This is a genomic window from Lelliottia amnigena (assembly GCF_019047465.1).
Classification (GTDB): domain Bacteria; phylum Pseudomonadota; class Gammaproteobacteria; order Enterobacterales; family Enterobacteriaceae; genus Enterobacter; species Enterobacter amnigenus.
The window spans coordinates 2,359,017-2,378,816 of record NZ_CP077236.1 but is presented as its reverse complement, the minus strand read 5'-3'; the positions used below and the strand labels follow the sequence as shown (position 1 = coordinate 2,378,816).

Genomic DNA, 19,800 nt, shown 5'->3' with positions numbered 1-19,800 from the left:
GCCTGATTCACTGCGACTTATATCGTTAATTAATAAGAGAGTGTTTTGATGAGGTCAGATATGCACCCCTTCACCGAACTGCCAGTCACCGGCAACGTGCAAACCCTGATGAGCGTGTATGCGCGCAAAGAAAGTCCGTCGATTTTCTCACCTGTCGCGCGTGAGTTGCTCGCAGGAAGTCCGGTGGGTGTTCAGGGAGCGGTCGTGGGTGACGCGGTGGAAGGCAATGCGCACTGGTATCGCATCGACGAGGATGTCTATATTTGGGCGGGGGCATGTACACCGCTCGATCCTTATCCAGCCTTTCCAGAAAATACCAGAACGAACTGGATGGCCGTGGTGTTTGAGGTACGTTAGCGCCCGAACCGTGGGCGCTAACGGGAGCGATTAATCCAGCTTTAAATCATCATAATGTGTGATGATTTTGCCCACGATGCCGTAGTCCAGCGCCTCCGCAGGGGACATCCAGAAGTTACGGTCGGTGTCTTTTTTCACTTTTTCCAGCGGCTGTCCGGTCGCGTCAGAAATCAGTTTGTTTACGCGCTCCAGCATGCGGATGATTTCGCGCGCTTCGATTTCAATATCCGTCGCCTGACCGCGCACGCCGCCCAGCGGCTGGTGGATCATAAAGCGGGTATTCGGCAGCGCGTAACGATGCTCTTTTTTCGCCGCCAGGAAGATAGTGATCCCCGCGCTTGCGACCCAACCAGTGCCGATGACATGCACGTCCGGACGAATAAATTTGATGAAGTCGTGGATGGTGTCGCCCGCTTCAACGTGGCCGCCCTGGCTGTTGATATAGAGCTTGATCGGATCGTTGCTGACGCTTTGCAGCAGGATCATCTGAGTAATCACTTTTTCCGCCAGCGTCTGGTCAATTTCGCCAGAAATAATAATCGAGCGTGACTCAAGCAGCTTTTGCTGCAAAGCGCCCGTGCCGTTTTTGCCTTCTGCTTTATCCGTGTTATCGCGATCTTTCTGTGAGTAGTGCATTGTTCTTATCCTCGGCTCTTAGCGCTCAAAATCAGAGTGTAGCCTGTTTTGCCTGTCAAAGTCCTCAGGCGCACACAATGCGAACATCCTGAGCCGCAAACGCGTCTAAAACCGCGTTGTCCATACTCGCTTCGACGACCAGCACATCGATATCGCTGCTTTTCGCCACCACAAAGCGCGCCACGCCGGGGATTTTATCCGTCGTCAGCGCCACCAGCGTCTGACTGCTCTGTGCAATAACCATTTTCTTGAACTCACAGTCAGCAAAATCAAAGCCGGTCAGACCCGTTTCCGGATCCATCGCGCAGCCGCCAATAAAGGCCTGATCAAAAATAATGCCCTGGATCTGGCTCGCCGCCGTCGCGCACACCGTTCCGCCCGACGCACGCTGGATCTGTCCGCCGGTCATGATCACGTCGCACTGCGGATGACGCAGCAGTTCCGCCGCAATCGCCGGAGAATTGGTTACGATCGTCACGCTAAGATCGGCAGGGATCGCCTTCGCCAGCGCGAGATTGGTCGTGCCGGTGTCGATAAAAATACAACTCCCTGGCTTGATAAATGTTGCAGCTTTTTGCGCGATTGTGTCTTTTATTGCACTATTTTTCTGCTCACGACTAAAGAAATTTCCGGCATCCGGCAGCTGGAGCACCGCGCCGCCGTAGACTTTTTTGCAAATACCTTCTTTACTAAGTTCATGTAAATCACGGCGAATCGTATGTTCCGACACCCTCATTTGCGTCGCCAGTTCGGCGCATACCACTCTGCCGTTCTCCTGAAGGATCGCGCGGATCCGATCTTGCCGTTGTTCCGGAAAAGCAGCATAATCGAGCATAATAAATCCTGTTAAAATCCAAATCGAGCATCAATGCGCATAATGTTGCATGACGCCCGGCCTGTCAATCCACGGGAGTTTCCGTATGAAACTGACTCATCAGCCTCCGCAAATTGTCGCCAGTAAGCCCAATGAGGGTTTCTGGTTTCAGCCCGTTCAGGCAGAACGATCGCGCGAGAAAGTAGCGCAGGAAGAGCTGCCCGCCCGCCAGGTCGATCGCTACTCAACGGTTAACAGCAGACAACGAGGACAAATATGAACATTGCACACGTCGCACTCTGGACCCGCCATCTGGACGCGCAGGTTAAGTTCTGGGAAACGGTTTTTGCCGGCCAGAGTAATGAACGTTACATCAGCAAAAACCGCCCTGGGTTTGAATCGCATTTTATTACGCTAAGTGACGGCCCTACGATTGAGCTGATGGCATTACCGGAACTTGCTGACGCGCCGTCGGCTGCGGAATTTGTCGGCTGGGCGCATATTGCCATCAACGTCGGTGGCAAAGCGGACGTCGATCGGATGGCGGAAAACGCCCGTCAGAGCGGCACGTTGTTAAGCGCCCCGCGCATGACCGGTGATGGCTATTATGAAGCGGTGATTGCGGACCCGGACGGCAACCGGATCGAGCTGGTTGGCGAGTAATCCGCTACACTGACTGTCCATCTATCACGCAGGGACAATCGCCATGGGACTGACCACCGTTAGCGCGCTTCACTTCAGTTTTGCAGAACTTACCGACATTCTTGAGCGCTGCTTCGAGGACTATTTTGTGCCGGTATCGCTCACGCCAGACGCGTTTGCGCTGCGCTTTCGGGCAGAAGGAATGAGCGTGGAGGATTCCTGCGTATGGACAGTGGATGGCGAACCGGCAGCAATCGCCATTATTACGCGTCGCGCCAACGCTGCTCGGCTGGCGGCATTTGCGATTAGCCCTGCATTTCGCGGGAAGGGGCTGGCAAAACCCATGCTCGCACCTCTGTTTGAGACACTAAAAACGCGCGGTGTTGAACGATTTTACCTGGAAGTAATTGCGGAAAACACCGCTGCCGTTGCGCTGTATCAGTCGTTGGGTTTTCGCATCACGCAGGGCTTAAAGGGCTTTAAAAGTGCCGAAACGCAGAATGCGCCCGTGGCAGAACTCTTTTCCACTCCACCCGATGCGCTGCTACGCGCCGTCTTTCGCGCACCGGCTGAGCCCACGCCCTGGCTGCTTGATCCCCAGATGCTGACCGTTCTTCCCGGCAAGGTTTTGACGGACAACGCCGGAACCTGGGCCGCTATCACCACGCAGACCCCTGCCCCGCAGCTGCGCTTTCTGTTTGTTGAGCCGGCGATGCGAGGCCAGGGTAATGCGCGGCGAATGCTCCAGGAACTTAATGCGCGCTATTCAGGTCTTTTTACCCCCGTTGCGGTGCCAGGTTGTCTCGCGCCTCTTTTCACTGGAAGTGGATATCTGCCAGCGTCGATGGCGCAGCATGAGATGATTTGGGACCTCTGAGCACCGCTTTACCCCTGCGCTCAGCCATGGTACGGTAATTTGATGAATACACATTTCAGCGTCAATCCAATCAACCGCTGGTGGCTGCCTTCTTAAAGGCGGCCCAAATGTGTTTTTCCCATTTCCAATAGCCGCCGAAAGGCGGTTTTTGCGTTTCTAAAGACTCCTTTCGGCTTTTAAAAATGAAGGAGTCATTTATGCACACCAAAACCACTATTCTGACCGGCGATCGTCCCACCGGCCCTTTGCATCTCGGCCATTTTGTGGGCTCGCTGCGCCAGCGCGTGGCACTGCAACACGACTATCAGCAGTATGTTCTGGTCGCCGACCTGCAGGGTCTGACCGATAACGGCAGCAATCCGCAAAAAATCCGCGACAACATTCCTGAAGTGCTGGCTGATTATCTGGCGGCGGGCATCGATCCCACACTCACCACGATCTGCCTGCAATCCGCCCTGCCCGCGCTCGCCGAGCTGACCGCGCTGTACATGAACATTGTCACCGTCGCCCGCGTGGAGCGTAACCCGACGGTGAAAAACGAGATCGCGCAGAAAGGTTTCGCCCGCTCGCTGCCGGTCGGTTTTCTGGTGTATCCCATCAGCCAGGCGGCAGATATCAGCGCGTTCAAGGCCGAAGTCGTGCCCGTTGGTGACGACCAGTTGCCAATGATCGAGCAAACCAATGAAATCGTCCATAAGATGAATAGCCTGCTGCCCGCGCCCGTGTTGCGCCACTGCAAAGCCATGCTGAGCGACACCAGCCGTCTGCCGGGTATCGACGGCAGCGCCAAAATGTCGAAATCACTCGGCAACACGCTGCTCCTTTCCGCCAGCGAAGAGAGCATTCACCGTGCGGTGAGCGCTATGTATACCGATCCGAAGCATTTGAAGGTCAGCGATCCGGGGCAAATTGACGGCAATGTGGTGTTCACTTATCTCGACGCGTTTCACCCGGACAAAGCCAAAGTGGCCGCGATGAAAGCGCATTATCAGCAGGGCGGACTGGGCGACAGAACATGTAAAAATGAGCTGGAAGAGTGCCTGCAGGAGCTGATTGCACCCATGCGCGAGCGACGCGCGACCTATATTCAGGATAAAGGAACGCTGATGTCCCTGCTAAAAAAAGGCAGCGAGCGCGCGCACGACATCACCCAGCAGACATTGCGTGAAGTGAAGCTGGGGCTGGGCGTGCCGGTGTTTTAGCGCCTTTCGTCAGGAGCAGTTAATGGGAACGTATCGCGGTATAAAGCGAACAGAGCTCCATCAGGCTTTTCGTTCCCGTGCGCTTCATCAAGCCATTGCGCTGAACGCTCACGGTAGTAGGGCTCACGCCGCGGATCCGCGCGATATCATCGAGTGAATGTCCGCGCAGAATCAATCTCATGATCTGCTGTTCAGCGTTGGTAAATTTAAAGGTATCAGGCAGATAGCCTGAACTTTGATTCTGCGCCGACAGCAGGCTCATCACCTTAAGCGCCTGACGCAGTTCTTCGACCGTCAGCTTTTCTGACAGGCATAGCTTCATGAGCCCCGGAAACAGGCGGTTAAGTGAATCAAAGTACCGCTCGGAGGTGATAAATATAGAACAGTGATCCGGCGGGGTGGTGAAGAACAGAGAATACATTTCCTGAATATCCATTCCCGACGTGACATACACACAGGGGGGATCGCCGTTTGGTCCTACGTGCTGCTCCCGACGCAGTTGCTTCAGTACTTTCTCTACTCCATAAATGAATAAATGATCTTTTCCATAGATAGTCATTTTGAGGCTCCAGAGGTCACGACACTTTTTTATTATTCCGCCAATTCGTTTAACGTTTGTTTAACTTCACTCCCTGCTAAACGCTCGATGTGTCTTTCACGGTAATTTATGCCGATAAGTTTACGGTATTTTTCCATCGGTGTGTTGCCATTTATCCAGGAATAAATTTACCACACACTGCCGATATATCTTAAACTCGGTATTATAAATAATAGCAAAATCCAACAAAAAACCCATATCTTATTGTTTTAAAACATAAAATAATTATTAAGATTATCTTTATAAGCATGACCTTAAATAATCCAACGCCTCTTATTAAGATTCAGATCTCGATCTCAAAACACTATTTCATTTTGTGTAAAAGTTAATTCCACAAAATCACAGCCTTTACTAAAAACAACAACACCAGGGAATGACAGAATTATGTGTGGTGAATCCCCCTAAGCGGAGGGGTCATGCTGACATGAGGGAACCCTCAATGTATTTCGTTTTTATGGACGAATTGAGAAATCGGCGCTCAATTCACCGGGAGGCACCCGGCACCACACGCCCATTTTAATTATTACTTTTATCGACCCAACTGCTTAGTGGCAGAGAATATCTTATACCTTTGGAAAATAAAAATAGAGGATCTCTATGTTGCGCTCATTGTTATTATTTACCGTCCCTTTTATGAGTATTGCGGCACACGCAGTCACCTTTGATTATCGTCATGAAATGAACGACAGCGCCGGTAATAGTCATAAAGACAGGCTGTTAATGTCTCACCGCTTTGCCAATGGCTTTGGCTTATCCCTTGAAGGTAAATGGAAAGGTTCTCAGGATAAAGATAAAGCCTTTGATGAAACCGTCAGCAATGGCACCGAAGTGGTAGCAAGTTACGTATATAAAATTAATAATACCTTCCAGATTGAGCCGGGTTTCTCGCTGGATACCAGCTCGTCATCGAATAATTATCGCCCTTACCTGCGCGGTAAAGCTAACCTGACCGATGACGTCAGCGCCTCACTGCGTTATCGTCCTTACTATAAACGTAACTCCGGCAATATTGGCACCGCAAAAGACACGTCAGAAAACGGTTATAACTTAACGAGCGTGCTGTCGTGGAAATTCCTGAAGGATTACCAGCTCGACTACGAAATTGACTATAAAAAAGCGAACTCAGCGGGCGTGGTATTAGCCGACAGCGAAAGTTACGATTGGACGCATGATTTTAAACTCACCTATAAGTTTGATAAAAACTGGTCCCCGTATATGGCGGTTGGGAATGTGTCCGGCAGTAAAGTCACGGATGAAAGGCAAACGCGTTACCGCGTTGGTGTGAAATATTCATTCTGATGAACGTGTAATAATCTGGTGTCAATAAATAAGGGTTTCTTTAAACCCTTATTTTATTATGGGGACAATAATGAAGATTTCAAAAATAGCGCTGACGGTGGGTATTCTGAGCGTCTTCTCGTTTTCCGCTCTCGCACAGGACAGTGAGCGTTTGAGCAGCATTAAGCTGTTCGCGGACACGGTTCTCGATAAGGCTGGCGATCGATATGGACATAACTCGCCGCTGTTGGCAGACGGCGTGGATCCGCGCACAGGCAAACAGATGGAGTGGATCTTCCCGGACGGCAAAGCGGCGGTGCTGTCCAACTTCTCCGCCCAACAGAACTTGATGCGCGTCCTGGTGGGATTAACTCATCTGACCGGCGAGGCAAAATATAAACAGCGGGCCGAAGCGAATGTCCGTTATTACTTCGACCACTATCAAGATCCGAGCGGCCTGCTGCTGTGGGGCGGGCATCGTTTTATCGACCTGAGAACCCTTGAACCACAGGGCCCCAGTGAAAAGGAGATGGTTCACGAGCTCAAGAATGCCTATCCCTATTACGATCTGATGTTTGCTGTGAATGACAAAGCCACCGCGCGATTTATCAAAGCCTTCTGGAATGCGCACGTTTACGACTGGAAAACACTGGAAACCAGCCGCCATGGTGAGTACGGCAAAGCGATGGGATCGCTGTGGCAAAGCGACTTTGAGCAACAGCCACCGTTTTTTGCCACTAAGGGACTGAGCTTCCTCAACGCCGGGAACGATCTTATCTACTCCGCTTCGCTGCTCTATCAGTACGATCGTGACGCGGGCGCGCTGACTTGGTCGAAGCGCCTTGCCGAGCAGTACGTGCTGCCGCGCGATAAAAAAACTGGGCTGGGGGTTTACCAGTTTACGCAGGCGCTCAAGCGCGCCGACACCCTCGATGACAGCGATACCCACTCAAAGTATGGCGATCGCGCCCAGCGTCAGTTTGGTCCGGAGCTGGGCCTCGACGCACTGGAAGGCAATATGCTGCTGAAAGGCAGGACCAGCACACTCTATTCCGAAAACGCGCTGATGCAGCTGGCGCTGGCAAAACAACTGGGCAACGACGGTAACGATCTCAAAAAATGGACGCTGGATGGTCTGAGAGCCTTTGCCACCTACGCCTATGACGAGCCGACCAATACCTTCCGTCCGATGTTGGCCAATGGAACGGATCTCTCTGGCTACGTCTTAAAACGGGACGGCTACTACGGCAAAAAAGGCACAACACTGAAAGCCTATCCTGCGGGCAATGAATTCCTGCTTTCCTACGCCCGCGCCTGGACGCTCGAACCTGATCACGCCATCTGGCGCGTAGCACGCGGCATCGCCAAAGGCCAGAATCTTGGCGATATCGGTGAGCACGGCGATGCAAAACTCGCGCTGAACATGCAGACGGATAACCACGAGCCCTATGCCATTTTTGCGCTGATCGACCTGTGGCAGGCGACGGGGCAAAAAGCGTATCTGACGCTGGCTGATCGCGTGGGACAAAATATCCTCAACACCCAGCGCGTGAACGGCTTCTTCGTGGACGATCCGCAGGCTGAGTTTGCCAACATCGACCATATTGCGCCTTACGCACTGCTTGCGCTGGAAGCGGCTTTCAACAATAAATCGGACGCGGTTGCGCCGTTCCTGAACGGTGCGGGATTCACCGAAGGCGCTTATCTGATGTCGGACGGGACGGTTCGCTACTCCACCCGTGACGATGAGCTGTTCAAGCTTAAGCCGGGTGAACTGCTCAAGCCTAACGGCAAGAAGTAAACTCCTCCCCCATCACCCGATGGGGGAAATTTTTGCGTGGCGCTCCGCCAGCAGGGGAAAATCTCAGCACGTTTTCCCGAGTGAAGAGAAATCGCGACCTGCCGATCGGCAGGATCGACGAGCAGATTGCTGGCAACACACAGATCTCGAAGAAACCGAGTTAAAGAAACAGGTGCGTGAAATCAGCAAACCGCCATTGCACATGCAAAAGCAGGTTATGGATTTCATCGGGGTGCTATCTGCAAAGGTTGCAAAAAGCGGATAAATCAATGGAGGGAAGAAGGCGTCATTGGGTGCTTTTTTTATTCGTTGTGAGAAACCAGTAGGTTGATTGGATGGAGTTTCGCGAGCATCCTCGCAATTATTTAGCTTCTTATATAACGCGATGACGTCCAGCAAAAATCTAGAACAGGCAATTGCCAACATCACCATCTGGCGCAAGGGTGAACAACGTGCGCCGCATAAACCATTATTGCTTCTTTATGTTCTTGCAAACTATCAACGCGGCCACGCTCGCCTGTTTAACTACGGGACAGAAGTGCGCGATCAGCTGCATAGTCTTCTGGAACGTTTTGGTCCACAGCGTACCCAGTACCGGCCTGATATGCCCTTCTGGCGTCTTAAGGGTGATGGCTTCTGGGAACTTCAAAATGATGAACACTGTTCAACTGCGGGAAGCAAGCAACCGCCGACGCGAGAGTTGGTCGAATACAACGTCGCTGGCGGATTTGATGAAGAGCATTACGCGCTGCTGACGAAAAACAAATACCTCATCGGCTCACTGGCCCAGCAAATTCTGGAAGCTCATTTCCCTGAAAGTATCCAGGAAGAGATCGCTGAGGAAATGGATTTTGATATTCAGCAGATTCGCAAAGTTCGCGATCCGTTGTTCCGTCAGCAGGTGCTTCGCGCCTACAACTACGAATGTGCAATCTGCGGGTTTAATATGCGACATGACAATGCCTCCGTCGCACTTGAAGCGGCACATATCAAATGGAAACAGCATGGCGGTCCGTGTGAGATCTCAAACGGGCTGGCGCTATGCGCAATTCACCATAAGGCGTTTGATAAGGGTTCGATTGGGCTAGATGAAAATATGCAGGTGTTAGTGTCTGAGGCGGTAAATGGCGGCGGAATTGTTGAGCGGCTTTTCTGGGATTTTGCCGGGACACAGATTGCGCTACCAATAGTGAAAGGGAATTACCCGAAAGAGGGGTTTGTGGATTGGCATCGGCGGGAGGTGTTTAGAGGGTGAGTGCGAAGGCCGGACTCGAAAAACAAAGATAAAATACTGTATTAACTCACATTTAATATAAAGAACAAATACAAAGACCACCAAAATGACCCCTTATGACGAATCTCTCTAATGTCAGCCATAGAACTTTCAACGATTGCGTCATAAAACAATCATCTAATTCTCAAAAAATGTTGCAAGCTCTGAAATGCATTGGATAAGGTGAAGAAGTCACTTTTTGCCGATGGTATGGACACATGTGGAACGATGTTGAAACTGCGGATGATTTACTAAATTTTAAACTGATAGCTGGAATTGCTACACGTCTTGTCTTCGAGTCCGCCGGAGAGCCGGTATCCATTGGGATATCTGGCAAATGGGGAACGGGGAAATCATCCCTTGTCAAAATGATTGGGGAAAAACTCCAAAATGATAGTTCCAAAGATGACTATGTTTTCTTGGAATTCAACGCATGGCTGTACCAAGGATATGATGATGCCAAGTTAGCACTGCTACAATCGGTATCGGATAAAATATTATCAATTGCTAAAGAAAGAGAAACCTTTATTGATAAAGCAGTTTCTTTTGCTAAAAGAATTAATTATTTCAGAGCATTGAAGATTGCAGCACCTGCAATTTCTGGAGCGATCTTTGGAAGTGTAGTAGCTGGCCCAATTGGCGGGATTTTAGGCGTTGTAAGTGGTATTGCTTCAACGGGTAAAATAACCGAGGACGATGTAGGGAAACTGAAGGATGATTACTCAAAACTGGCACCTCAATTCAATGGAATATTAAACCCAGAACAATCCTCTTCATTGCCACGACAAATTGAAGAACTGAGAACCAGTTTAACCAGCTTGCTAAAAGAATTAAATATAACATTGGTAGTATTGGTAGATGACCTAGATAGATGCATGCCAAATACAGCAATATCTACTTTAGAAGCCATGAGATTACTTTTATTTGTACCCCAAACTGCTTTCATAATAGCAGCTGATGAAGGAATGATCCGCAGTGCTGTTCGTTCCCATTTTTCGCAAACTGATCTTGATAGCGATCTAGTCACTAACTACTTCGATAAACTAATACAAGTTCCTCTAAGGGTTCCGCGACTAAGCACTAATGATGTCAAAGCCTATGTAGTTATTCTTTTGTCAGAACTGGCTGTCCGCCACAATATTATTCCCAAAGAAGATGCTGAGTCAGCGAAAAAAATCATTTTAGAGAAAGCAAAGAAATCTTGGCAAGGGTTATTGACTAAAAAAGAGTTAAACGAAGCCTTTGGCAAGCACTCATCCGCACTTGAAAAAGAAATAACCATCGCCCTCGAAATTTCCGAAATATTATCAAGCACCAAAGAAATTGCAGGAAATCCACGCTTGATAAAAAGATTTCTGAACAACTTGATTATAAGACAACAAATAGCTAAGGAACAAGGGTTAGCAATTTCATTTGAAGCTCTTGTAAAAATGCAACTATTTGAAAGATGCGCCACAACAACTGCTTTCGAATATCTTGCGAGGGCTGTTACTGAGAGTGAAGATGGAAAGCCTATTTTTATTGCAAAATTAGAAAGAGAATTGCAAAGAGGAAATCCTTATGTTTCTCCCGACAACAGCTGGAGTAACCCATTTATTGAGTCATGGTTAGGCATTAAACCAAGTCTATCATCAATTGATTTAAGGCCATTATTATATCTCAGTAGAGAAAAATTCATTTCCATTTCAAGTATTGATGAAATTAGTGATGATGCAAGAGCGTTGTTAGAGTCAATACTAATATCCGATGATACTTTCGATATACTTTCACCACAGCTCTTAGAAATTGGCGAGACGGAGGCGGAGAAAATACTAATAAAACTCAAGGTAAAGTGTCGTTTAGAACAATGGAGCTTTGAGTATTTAAAAAAATGCCTGTTTGTAGTCTCAGGATATAGTTCTTTAAGCAGCGAGCTCACATCGCTTCTGAAAGAAATACCAGCTGATATACGCCCTGCACCTCTAATTCCTTTAATAGCAAAGTATCCGTGGGCAATGGAAATATTAGAGTCATGGGAGAAAGACCCTAATACAAATAAACCAGCATTGAATGCAATTAAATTGAAAGCAAGGAGATAAATATGGGTACTTCGACTTCTAGTTCAGGCTCTGGAGCTAATGTTCCATTCATTCCTCCATGGGAGGACAAGCTCCAAAGCCTACCGATAGGTTCGGGAGAAATAAGCTACCCGAACTCAGATGACGGGGAGGAGGTAGAACCACAGGAGCCCACGTCTGTTGAACATAATGAAAGCATTGATGGAATAGCACCACCTAGGAGATATGCCACTGCCAGGAGAGAATTACGGCATTATGCTGAGAGCTCAGATAAATCTCACTTCAGGAAAGCGGTTGGAAGTTTCTCAAAAGTAGGAAATGGCGGTGCAAAGAAAGCCTCACGTAAAATGAGGACATCAACACGCGCAGCGACTAATTTGTTATCATTATTACTATCTTTGAGAGAAGGTAATAATGAATCAGTTAAAAACTGGGCACAGAAATTATTAAAAAGTAACCCCTCCGCATCTGAGATTATTGATGCAATAATTTCAGAAACTACAACATCTGGGGGTACTGTCGATGAGGAGTCTATAAAAAATTCAATGTCATTTGCATTATCAGAGTTAATAAATAAAGATAAAGACATAGATCTTTTTCGCATGATTGACAGCAATATTTGGAATCTAATAGAGCTATACCTTTCCAATGAAGTTAAAAATAAACTGATTCATGAAATTGGGCAATTGTTTGAGGGATCAAAAAACATACCATCAAGCTCAATGAAAAATATAAACATGATGAGAAAATATCTTCAGTCAGAAATTTCAGAGCAAATATCAGAATTAAAAAAAGAAGTTCCTAATCCGAGCACTAAACAATTTCAAAAAATAATGGATAAAGCCCTCGAGAACACATTTATTGTTTATGAAGGAGCATTGCAATGAAAGTAGTATGCGCACCCGAAAAGCTTTTACCAGAGGTTTTAGAAGAAGGTACTGAGTATTTTTCTCTTTACACTATCCCCTCAAACAAAAAAATAGGTCATATAGCTCAAGACTGGAGGATAAGACTAAAAAAAATGGGTTTTCATCCTGATGTTGTGACTTGGGATTTTGTGACTATAGCAATGTCAGTTTGCGCCGCTGACCTAGCATGTTTAAGAAAAAAAACCGCTGATGGCTGGACTCGAGAGATTGAATTATCAATAACGGTTTGCAACAAAGACAATTGGATTCCACATCTTGATAAGCTACAGGATGCATTTCGTTTTTTAACAGGTGACTTTTGGGAAATAAAACTAAATGATGGCGGTGAACATCCTTTAGAGCCCTCCAAACTGACAACTTCCTCTGCGGACTGTATATCATTACTGTCTGGCGGGATGGATAGTTTAATTGGTGCAATTGATCTAACGGAAAATGGTCGCTCACCATGTTTTGTTTCACAAATGGCAAAAGGCGATTCTAAGAAGCAAATAGAATTTTCAGAAACGCTAAACGGTAAGGTACGTCATTACCAATGGAACCACAGAATAAAAGTCCCCCATGTAACTGAGCGCTCAACCCGTGGCCGCTCATTAATATTTATTTCGTACGGTGTTCTTGCTGCAACAATTTTAAAAACTAAAAATCCAGTTGAGTTGTACATCCCTGAGAACGGATTTATTAGCCTGAATATTCCACTTAACGAAGGTAGGTTCGGAAGTCTTAGTACAAAAACTACTCATCCCGTTTTTTTAGCTATCATTCAAGATATTTTTAACTCTTCTGGAATGAATATTTCAATTAAACGTCCTTATCAAGGATATACAAAAGGTGAGATGATTAGAAATTGCAAAAACCTTCCTCTTCTTCTTAACCACATCGGTAACACTACAAGCTGTGGCCGTTTTGGCTACTATAATTATCAACATTGTGGGCGGTGTGTCCCCTGCTTAGTTCGCCGAGCTGCATTCCTAAGCGCCGGAATATCAGATACAACCACCAATAAATACTATTTTGATGATATAGGAAATCCTAATTCAGAAAGAGAAAAAGGAGCAAATGATATTGGTGCTGTTGCCCGTGCCTGCTTACTTTTCAGAGAAAAGGGAATTAATGATGTTATAGGGGGAGCGCTCGCTTTCTCAAGTAAATCTACTGAGGGGCGGAAATTTTATTCTGATGTAGTTGAGAATGGGCTCAAAGAACTTGATGCTCTTCTAACAAAGCATGGAGTCCTATAAGTCTATTCAAATAGCGTTCCTCTTAGAATGCGCGCAATGCTCTCCCCGCCACGCCTGCCCGCTTAAGGGGCCGCTTTTAATGCAGGTGCATCAGCAGCCTCAGGCCGCGCCAGAGCTGGCGCTGGCGAGGGCGGCGGGGGTGTGTAAACGCATGCAAAACCATGCACCTTACGCATGCATGGCTTAATTCGGGGAAAATGGCGGGATTTACGGGGATTCTCTGACGGGCTACCGTGCGGCCAGTTCTGCACGTTTATTCACGTAATTCTGGTTTTGTGCAGGTGTATATTTCTCACGATTATCATCCCGCGAAGCCGCGTCAGGCCTGAATCCGATGGCCGTTAAAATGTCACTATCCTGCGCGGAATAATGAATTTTTTCACTGGCGGCGAGCCACACGGTCAGTGCTTCACGCAGGTAATCGACGGAGTGCTGCATCACGCAGCGAGTGACGGCGGGATTCTGGCTGTTATAAGCCATTAATTCAGGTGCAAGCGCGGCGGCCAGCTCTGCGCCGTGCGCCTGCATAAAATCATTCAGCCGGTGACGGATACTGATGCGCTGTACATTTTCATGTGAGCGAATATAGCGACCGGCCGCCTGATTAATTTCCCACTTTTTGACGTCGATAATATCGCGCAGGGTTTGCAGACTCCGGGGGCGTCTGTCATCACCGGTGGCGATGAGTTCGCGGTATTCGTTTTCGGCATCGGCCAATTCCTGCCTGCGGGTGAGCCAGGCGGTTTTATTATTCAGGCAGTCTTCAAAGGCCTGCTGTAGCGTCACGGTGGTCACGAGCGTTTCTCCTGATTATGGCGGAACGGTGAGCTGTAACAGCCCTTTACCATACGGGGCGACATCGGGATATCCGGCACGGTCTGAGGTGTAAAACTTTCAGGCGGTAACCGGATAATTTCTTCAATCGACTCGATGCTGCGAAAAGTGGAAGAGCATTCGATATTGGTGCACTGGTGATAGCGCTGTTTGACGTTATCCGAGAGATACCGGCTGGTGCGCGCGTGTGCCGCCTTTTTGCAGAACGGGCAGTGCATCATTCCAGCAGCCCCCGCATTTTCAGGTCAGCTTCACGCTCACGCAGTTTGTTAAAGTAGGCCTGACGCTGGCCGTTGGTCACTGCCACACCGTAATTCATGTGCGCCAGCGTCTCAGCCGACAGCCCGGCTTTAAACAGCACCGGCTCATCCGCCAGACGGATGTGACAGTCCTTCACCGCACGTTCAAGCCACGTTTTCACCTCCTGCATCACCGCTTTATCGGGTTCGACATAGCCCTGAATCCCCACGGTATTCGCGAGCGGGTTCCCCAGCGTCAGCATTTTCAGTTTCATCGCCCGGACAAGCGCCCCGCACGTATCACGCAGCGCGTTATCCAGCTCTTTTCCGGCGTATCCACTCAGCACATTGTGATGCGCCTGACGGTATTCTCTGGCCGAAATGTCACAGGAGGCTTTCAGGCGGTCGCTGTCATAAGCCAGGACCTCAGCCAGCCTGTCGCATTCCTGCGCCAGCTCACGGGAAGCCACACGCGCCAGATGCTGCTGTTTCAGCTCATCCGTCAGCAATGCCCCACCGGCACGAAAGGCCGCGCGCCATCCGCTGACCTCGCTGCCGCTTTCCTTTTCAAGCTCTGCTTTCTGCTCTTTGGTTCGGGTCATCGCCGTGGTGGTGTCATCCATCTGACGGGCGTTTTCGAGATGGGCGGCTCTGGCCGCGTCCAGTTTCTGGAATGCCGGTTTCAGGTAATCAGGAACAGTGGTGGCTTTCATGGTGTGTCTCCTCAGACGTGTCAGGTTGAGGAGATTCTGCCGTGCGCCACACAACAACTCGACTCATTGCCGTTGTGGCAGGAATGGTACAGACGGGACTTTTAAAAGCAGGCTTGCCAGAGAAAGGTCGCAGGAAAACCACCCTCTCTGTTTGTTTTTTTAGTATTAACTATTCACCTCTGTTCACCTTAAAGAAAAATATAAATAATACAGTAATTTAAAGGGTGAACAGTTGGGGGTCTGACTGTTCACCGTCTGTTCACCACTGTTCACCTGCCTCTTTTTCTTCGTCCTTTCCGCTTAGACTTTTTTACGATTAATAACTCAATATATATAAATAATAGTAATCATAAATTTGCCTCTGGATTATCAAGAATTGCCAACGATTGTCATTGATTGCCACTGTTTGCCATTCTCTTGTTAACAGTTTGTTGTGTAGTGAGTCGGTGCAAAAAGACTTGTTGCCCTGAGAGAAAATATTCACAAAATAGAGCGCTACCCGAGGCCGGACGGACACGACCGGCACTGTATGGACTTTATGAGGTAGCCCGATGCACACTGCTTTTTCTTCCCCGTCTTCTGCGCCTGTCGCCCCGCCAATGCCGTTTCCTGACGCCGTTCAGGAGCGCTTTATCCGCCTGCCCGAAGTACTGCACCTGTGCGGCCTGTCCCGTTCGACAATTTATGACCTCATCAGCCGGGAGGCTTTCCCGAAACAAATCTCGCTTGGCGGTAAAAACGTGGCGTGGGCGCAGTCAGAAATCACCGCATGGATGGCCGAGCGGATCGCCGATCGCAACCGGAGCTGTGACGCATGATGATAGCCGTTTTTCTCAAAGCCCCTTTTTCTGGCTTGCTTCTGTTCGCCGTTTCCAGGTATAGTTTTCCCGCTGTTGCAAAATCGACAGCCGGGCGTAGGAACCCGAGTTACTCAATGGCGACACCGGACGCGCCATGCGTCTTTTTTTACGTCGTCGCTCAGGCACTCCCATTTTTGGGGCCGTGGTGTTTTCACCGTGGCTTCTGTCAGATAATGGTGGTCCGGGCGGGGCAGCCTTCGGGCTGGCCGGTATTCATTGAGGCCGGTATTCCTACCCCCGTTCGGATCACCACCCATGAGCGTAGGAACTCTGGTGGTGGCATTTATCGCTACTCAATGGAGGTTGCCCCTATGGCTACAACCCTCACCCTGTCTCATCCTCAGTTTGTCTTCGTGTTTGCCGCCGTTCGCCGCGCAGACCGTAAACCCCGTATCTGTATGCTCCGCACTGTTGCCGGTGACGAGCACGCCGCACGTCTTTCCCTCGTTCGTGATTACATCCTCTCGTTTGCTGGCCGTCTGCCACTGGCGGAGGTGCACGCATGAAACACACCACCCTCAGCATCAAAGAACTCGAATGCCTTGAGCACCTGCGTAACGTCGGCCACTTTGTCAGCGCGATGATGCAGGAGCAGGACTGCACCACCCTCCGCTGCGACCCGGCGCAGCAGTCGCAGCTCAACTCCGTGATTTACCTGATGACCGCCCAGCTCGACGGCGTGGTCGAGCGCTGCAACCAGCGCTGGCTGACCGGGGAAGGTAACGTATGAAAAAGCCATTACCGCCTGTATTACGCGCCGCCCTGTATCGTCGTGCCGTGGCCTGTGCCTGGCTGACCCTGTGCGAACGTCAGCACCGCTACCCTCAGCTCACCCTCGATACGCTGGAAAGTGCTATTGCCGCCGAGCTGGAGGGATTTTATCTGCGCCAGCACGGCGAGGAAAAAGGCCGTCAGATTGCCTGTGCGCTGCTGGAGGATTTAATGGAAGCCGGACCACTGAAAGCCGCGCCGTCGCTGTCCTTTCTCGGGATGGCCGTCATGGATGAACTCTGCGCCCGTCATATCGATACGCCGGTTGTGCACTGAGGGAGAAAATAACGATGAAAATGAACGTAACGGAAACCGTAAAACAGGCGTGCGGCCACTGGCCGCGCATTCTCCCGGCGCTGGGCGTATCGGTCATCAAAAACCGCCATCAGGCCTGCCCGGTTTGCGGCGGCTCTGACCGCTTTCGCTTTGACGATAAAGAGGGGCGCGGGACGTGGTTCTGCAACCAGTGCGGCGCGGGTGACGGGCTCAAGCTGGTTGAAAAGGTGTTTGGTGTGTCGTCCGCTGAGGCCGCCGGGAAGGTGAGCGCCCTGACCGGCAGTCTGCCGCCGGTTGCTGAGGAAATTATTGCCGCCGCTGATGCTGAAACTGACGCCAGCCGCAAAGCCGCTGCCGCGCTTGCCGTGTCACTGATGGACAAAGCATGTACGGCCACCGGCAACGCCTACCTGACGCGCAAGGGTTTTCCTGCGCTTAATTGCCTGACGCTGACTACCACGCACAAAACCGGCGGCGTGACCTACCGCGCCGGTGATGCGGTCGTGCCGCTGCAGGACGAGACCGGCGCGCTGGTTAACGTTCAGCTCATTAACGCTGAGGGTCTGAAACGCACCCTGAAAGGCGGTCAGGTAAAAGGGGCATGGCACCTTATCGACGGGAAAAAAGAGGCGGGAAAACGCCTGTGGATAGCGGAGGGCTATGCGACCGCGCTCACCGTGCATCACCTGACCGGCGAGACCGTTATGGTGGCGCTGTCGTCCGTGAACCTCCTTTCTCTGGCGAGCCTTGCCCGTCAGAAACACCCGGCCTGTCAGATTGTGCTCGCTGCCGACCGTGACCTCAGCGGCGACGGCCAGACGAAAGCCGCAGCGGCTGCACAGGCCTGCGAGGGCACGGTTGCCCTTCCGCCGGTATTCGGTGACTGGAATGATGCCTTTGTGCAGCAGGGTGAGGACGCCACGCGCAAAGCGATTTACGGTGCCATACGGCCAGCGGCGCAAAGCCCGTTCGACACCATGAGCGAGGCGGAGTTTACCGCCATGAGTACCAGCGAAAAGGCGATGCGTGTGCATGAGCATTACGGCGAAGCGCTGGCCGTGGACGCCAACGGCCAGCTCCTGTCCCGCTATGACGCCGGGACGTGGAAAATTATCCCGACGTCAGGTTTTGCCCGCGACGTGGCCGGGTTGTTCCAGCGACTGCGCGCCCCGTTCTCGTCGGGGAGAATTGCTTCTGTGGTGGACACCCTGAAGCTGATTATTCCGCAGCAGGCCGCCCCGGCGCGCCGCCTGATTGGCTTCCGTAATGGGGTGCTCGACACCCAAAGCGGATTATTCAGCCCCCACAGTAAAGCGCACTGGCTACGCACGCTGTGCGATGTTGATTTTACCCCACCGGTAGAGGGGGAAATGCTGGAGGCGCACGCGCCGAATTTCTGGCATTGGCTCGACCGCGCAGCAGGCGGAAACGCTCAAAAACGGGATATTATTCTTGCTGCGCTGTTTATGGTGCTGGCGAATCGTTACGACTGGCAGCTCTTTCTCGAAGTGACCGGCCCCGGCGGAAGCGGAAAAAGTATTCTGGCCGAGATTGCGACCATGCTCGCCGGGAAGGATAACACTACCTCAGCTACTATCGAAACGCTGGAATCATCCAGAGAACGTGCGGCTGTAATTGGTTACTCGTTGATTATTCTCCCCGATCAGGAGAAGTGGAGCGGGGATGGTGCCGGTATAAAAGCCATCACCGGTGGCGATGCGGTCTCGGTCGATCCGAAATACCGCGATGCGTACTCCACTCATATTCCGGCAGTGATTCTGGCCGTGAACAACAACCCGATGCGCTTCACCGATCGCAGCGGTGGTGTGTCACGGCGGAGGGTGATTATGCATTTCCCGGAGCAGATCGCCCCGGAGGAACGCGATCCACAGCTGAAAGATAAAATTGCCTGTGAGCTGGCCGTCATTGTGCGCCAGCTTATGCAGCAGTTTAGTGACCCTATGACGGCGCGGACGTTGCTCCAGTCTCAGCAGAACTCTGCGGAGGCAATCAACATCAAACGTGAAGCAGATCCAGCCTTTGATTTTTGTGGCTATCTCGAAGCACTGGAACAGCCAAACGGAATGTATATGGGTAACGCCAATATCGTCCCACGACAGCCCCGCAATTACCTTTACCACGCCTATCTGGTCTACATGGAAGCCAACGGGTACAAGAATGTCCTGAGCCTGAAAATGTTCGGGCTGGGGCTACCGCTGATGCTCAAAGAGTACGGGGTGAATTACGAGAAACGACATACCCGGCAGGGGACGCAAACTAACATCACGCTGACGGATGAAAGCAATTCCGACTGGCTACCCAAGTGCGATGACACCCTCGCGATTTAACCTGATAAACCGGCGCAAGCCGGTTTTTTCACATTCAGGAGGCAAAGATGAACAATG

The 19,800-nt window shown here is 50.4% G+C and carries 23 protein-coding genes; 17 read left to right on the top strand and 6 right to left on the bottom strand.

What is annotated here, in order from left to right; genetic code table 11:
* Positions 1-60 precede the first annotated feature (60 nt).
* Positions 61-357, top strand: coding sequence for a hypothetical protein (locus tag I6L74_RS11165; protein WP_059180033.1), 297 nt, complete (start codon positions 61-63; stop codon positions 355-357).
* 30 nt (positions 358-387) lie between these two features.
* Here the strand turns inward: I6L74_RS11165 and I6L74_RS11160 are convergent, their stop codons facing one another.
* Positions 388-993 carry an ATP-dependent Clp protease proteolytic subunit gene (locus I6L74_RS11160; protein ID WP_059180032.1) on the bottom strand — a complete coding sequence of 202 codons (606 nt, stop codon included), beginning with the start codon at positions 991-993 and terminating at the stop codon, positions 388-390.
* A 64-nt stretch (positions 994-1,057) separates the two neighbouring features.
* Positions 1,058-1,828: a DeoR/GlpR family DNA-binding transcription regulator gene (locus I6L74_RS11155; RefSeq protein WP_059180031.1), complete on the bottom strand. Its 771-nt coding sequence runs from the start codon at positions 1,826-1,828 to the stop codon at positions 1,058-1,060.
* A gap of 85 nt (positions 1,829-1,913) precedes the next feature.
* Between I6L74_RS11155 and I6L74_RS11150 the strand changes: the two genes are divergently transcribed.
* The 4 genes from I6L74_RS11150 to trpS all read left to right on the top strand — a co-directional run bounded on the left by I6L74_RS11150 (position 1,914) and on the right by trpS (position 4,528).
* Positions 1,914-2,087 (top strand): hypothetical protein, encoded by a 174-nt coding sequence (locus I6L74_RS11150; RefSeq protein WP_156421721.1) that lies wholly within the window; start codon positions 1,914-1,916, stop codon positions 2,085-2,087.
* Entirely contained in the window at positions 2,084-2,470 is a 387-nt protein-coding gene (locus I6L74_RS11145; RefSeq protein ID WP_059180030.1) for a VOC family protein, read from the top strand. Before I6L74_RS11150 ends, I6L74_RS11145 begins: the two co-directional genes overlap by 4 nt.
* A gap of 43 nt (positions 2,471-2,513) precedes the next feature.
* Positions 2,514-3,326 carry a GNAT family N-acetyltransferase gene (locus I6L74_RS11140; protein ID WP_059180029.1) on the top strand — a complete coding sequence of 271 codons (813 nt, stop codon included), beginning with the start codon at positions 2,514-2,516 and terminating at the stop codon, positions 3,324-3,326.
* Positions 3,327-3,523: 197 nt separating this feature from the next.
* The gene (gene trpS, locus I6L74_RS11135) at positions 3,524-4,528 is read left to right on the top strand and encodes a tryptophan--tRNA ligase (protein WP_059180028.1); all 1,005 of its coding nucleotides are present in this window, start codon (positions 3,524-3,526) and stop codon (positions 4,526-4,528) included.
* A 19-nt stretch (positions 4,529-4,547) separates the two neighbouring features.
* On the opposite strand, the gene I6L74_RS11130 is transcribed toward trpS, so the two are convergent.
* On the bottom strand, positions 4,548-5,087 hold the full coding sequence (locus I6L74_RS11130) for a helix-turn-helix transcriptional regulator (protein ID WP_059180027.1): 540 nt from the start codon (positions 5,085-5,087) through the stop codon (positions 4,548-4,550).
* Between the two features lie 636 nt (positions 5,088-5,723).
* Between I6L74_RS11130 and I6L74_RS11125 the strand changes: the two genes are divergently transcribed.
* The 6 genes from I6L74_RS11125 (at position 5,724) to qatC (ending at position 13,702) form a co-directional block, all read left to right on the top strand.
* On the top strand, positions 5,724-6,425 hold the full coding sequence (locus I6L74_RS11125; RefSeq protein ID WP_059180026.1) for an oligogalacturonate-specific porin KdgM family protein: 702 nt from the start codon (positions 5,724-5,726) through the stop codon (positions 6,423-6,425).
* Positions 6,426-6,495: 70 nt separating this feature from the next.
* On the top strand, positions 6,496-8,205 hold the full coding sequence (locus I6L74_RS11120) for a pectate lyase (RefSeq protein ID WP_059180025.1): 1,710 nt from the start codon (positions 6,496-6,498) through the stop codon (positions 8,203-8,205).
* 385 nt (positions 8,206-8,590) lie between these two features.
* Entirely contained in the window at positions 8,591-9,460 is an 870-nt protein-coding gene (locus I6L74_RS11115) for a phosphorothioated DNA-binding restriction endonuclease (protein ID WP_059180023.1), read from the top strand.
* A 236-nt stretch (positions 9,461-9,696) separates the two neighbouring features.
* Positions 9,697-11,556: a KAP family P-loop NTPase fold protein gene (locus tag I6L74_RS11110; protein WP_059180022.1), complete on the top strand. Its 1,860-nt coding sequence runs from the start codon at positions 9,697-9,699 to the stop codon at positions 11,554-11,556.
* A 2-nt stretch (positions 11,557-11,558) separates the two neighbouring features.
* Positions 11,559-12,422: a Qat anti-phage system associated protein QatB gene (qatB, locus tag I6L74_RS11105; protein ID WP_059180021.1), complete on the top strand. Its 864-nt coding sequence runs from the start codon at positions 11,559-11,561 to the stop codon at positions 12,420-12,422.
* Positions 12,419-13,702, top strand: coding sequence for a Qat anti-phage system QueC-like protein QatC (qatC, locus tag I6L74_RS11100; protein ID WP_059180020.1), 1,284 nt, complete (start codon positions 12,419-12,421; stop codon positions 13,700-13,702). Before qatB ends, qatC begins: the two co-directional genes overlap by 4 nt.
* A gap of 228 nt (positions 13,703-13,930) precedes the next feature.
* Here qatC and I6L74_RS11095 read toward each other — a convergent pair whose 3' ends face one another.
* The 3 genes from I6L74_RS11095 to sid are packed head-to-tail and all read right to left on the bottom strand — an operon-like array spanning position 13,931 to position 15,488.
* A complete protein-coding gene (locus I6L74_RS11095) occupies positions 13,931-14,497 on the bottom strand; it encodes a phage polarity suppression protein (protein ID WP_059180019.1) in 567 nt (188 codons plus the stop codon).
* Complete coding sequence (locus I6L74_RS11090) at positions 14,494-14,757, bottom strand: ogr/Delta-like zinc finger family protein (protein ID WP_059180018.1); 264 nt, start codon at positions 14,755-14,757, stop codon at positions 14,494-14,496. Before I6L74_RS11090 ends, I6L74_RS11095 begins: the two co-directional genes overlap by 4 nt.
* On the bottom strand, positions 14,754-15,488 hold the full coding sequence (sid, locus tag I6L74_RS11085; protein ID WP_059180017.1) for a capsid size-determining scaffold Sid: 735 nt from the start codon (positions 15,486-15,488) through the stop codon (positions 14,754-14,756). The genes I6L74_RS11090 and sid overlap by 4 nt, the downstream gene beginning before the upstream one ends.
* Positions 15,489-15,529: 41 nt before the next feature.
* Here sid and I6L74_RS11080 point away from each other — a divergent pair, with 41 nt between their 5' ends.
* The 6 genes from I6L74_RS11080 to I6L74_RS11055 all read left to right on the top strand — a co-directional run bounded on the left by I6L74_RS11080 (position 15,530) and on the right by I6L74_RS11055 (position 19,743).
* Positions 15,530-15,709 carry a hypothetical protein gene (locus I6L74_RS11080; RefSeq protein WP_164841560.1) on the top strand — a complete coding sequence of 60 codons (180 nt, stop codon included), beginning with the start codon at positions 15,530-15,532 and terminating at the stop codon, positions 15,707-15,709.
* Between the two features lie 330 nt (positions 15,710-16,039).
* On the top strand, positions 16,040-16,306 hold the full coding sequence (locus I6L74_RS11075; protein ID WP_059180016.1) for a helix-turn-helix transcriptional regulator: 267 nt from the start codon (positions 16,040-16,042) through the stop codon (positions 16,304-16,306).
* Complete coding sequence (locus tag I6L74_RS11070; RefSeq protein ID WP_059180015.1) at positions 16,303-16,854, top strand: host cell division inhibitor Icd-like protein; 552 nt, start codon at positions 16,303-16,305, stop codon at positions 16,852-16,854. The genes I6L74_RS11075 and I6L74_RS11070 overlap by 4 nt, the downstream gene beginning before the upstream one ends.
* Positions 16,851-17,078: a hypothetical protein gene (locus I6L74_RS11065; RefSeq protein ID WP_059180014.1), complete on the top strand. Its 228-nt coding sequence runs from the start codon at positions 16,851-16,853 to the stop codon at positions 17,076-17,078. Before I6L74_RS11070 ends, I6L74_RS11065 begins: the two co-directional genes overlap by 4 nt.
* Positions 17,075-17,395: a DUF5375 domain-containing protein gene (locus tag I6L74_RS11060; protein ID WP_059180013.1), complete on the top strand. Its 321-nt coding sequence runs from the start codon at positions 17,075-17,077 to the stop codon at positions 17,393-17,395. The genes I6L74_RS11065 and I6L74_RS11060 overlap by 4 nt, the downstream gene beginning before the upstream one ends.
* A gap of 14 nt (positions 17,396-17,409) precedes the next feature.
* Entirely contained in the window at positions 17,410-19,743 is a 2,334-nt protein-coding gene (locus tag I6L74_RS11055; protein ID WP_059180012.1) for a primase-helicase zinc-binding domain-containing protein, read from the top strand.
* Positions 19,744-19,800: the final 57 nt, after the last annotated feature.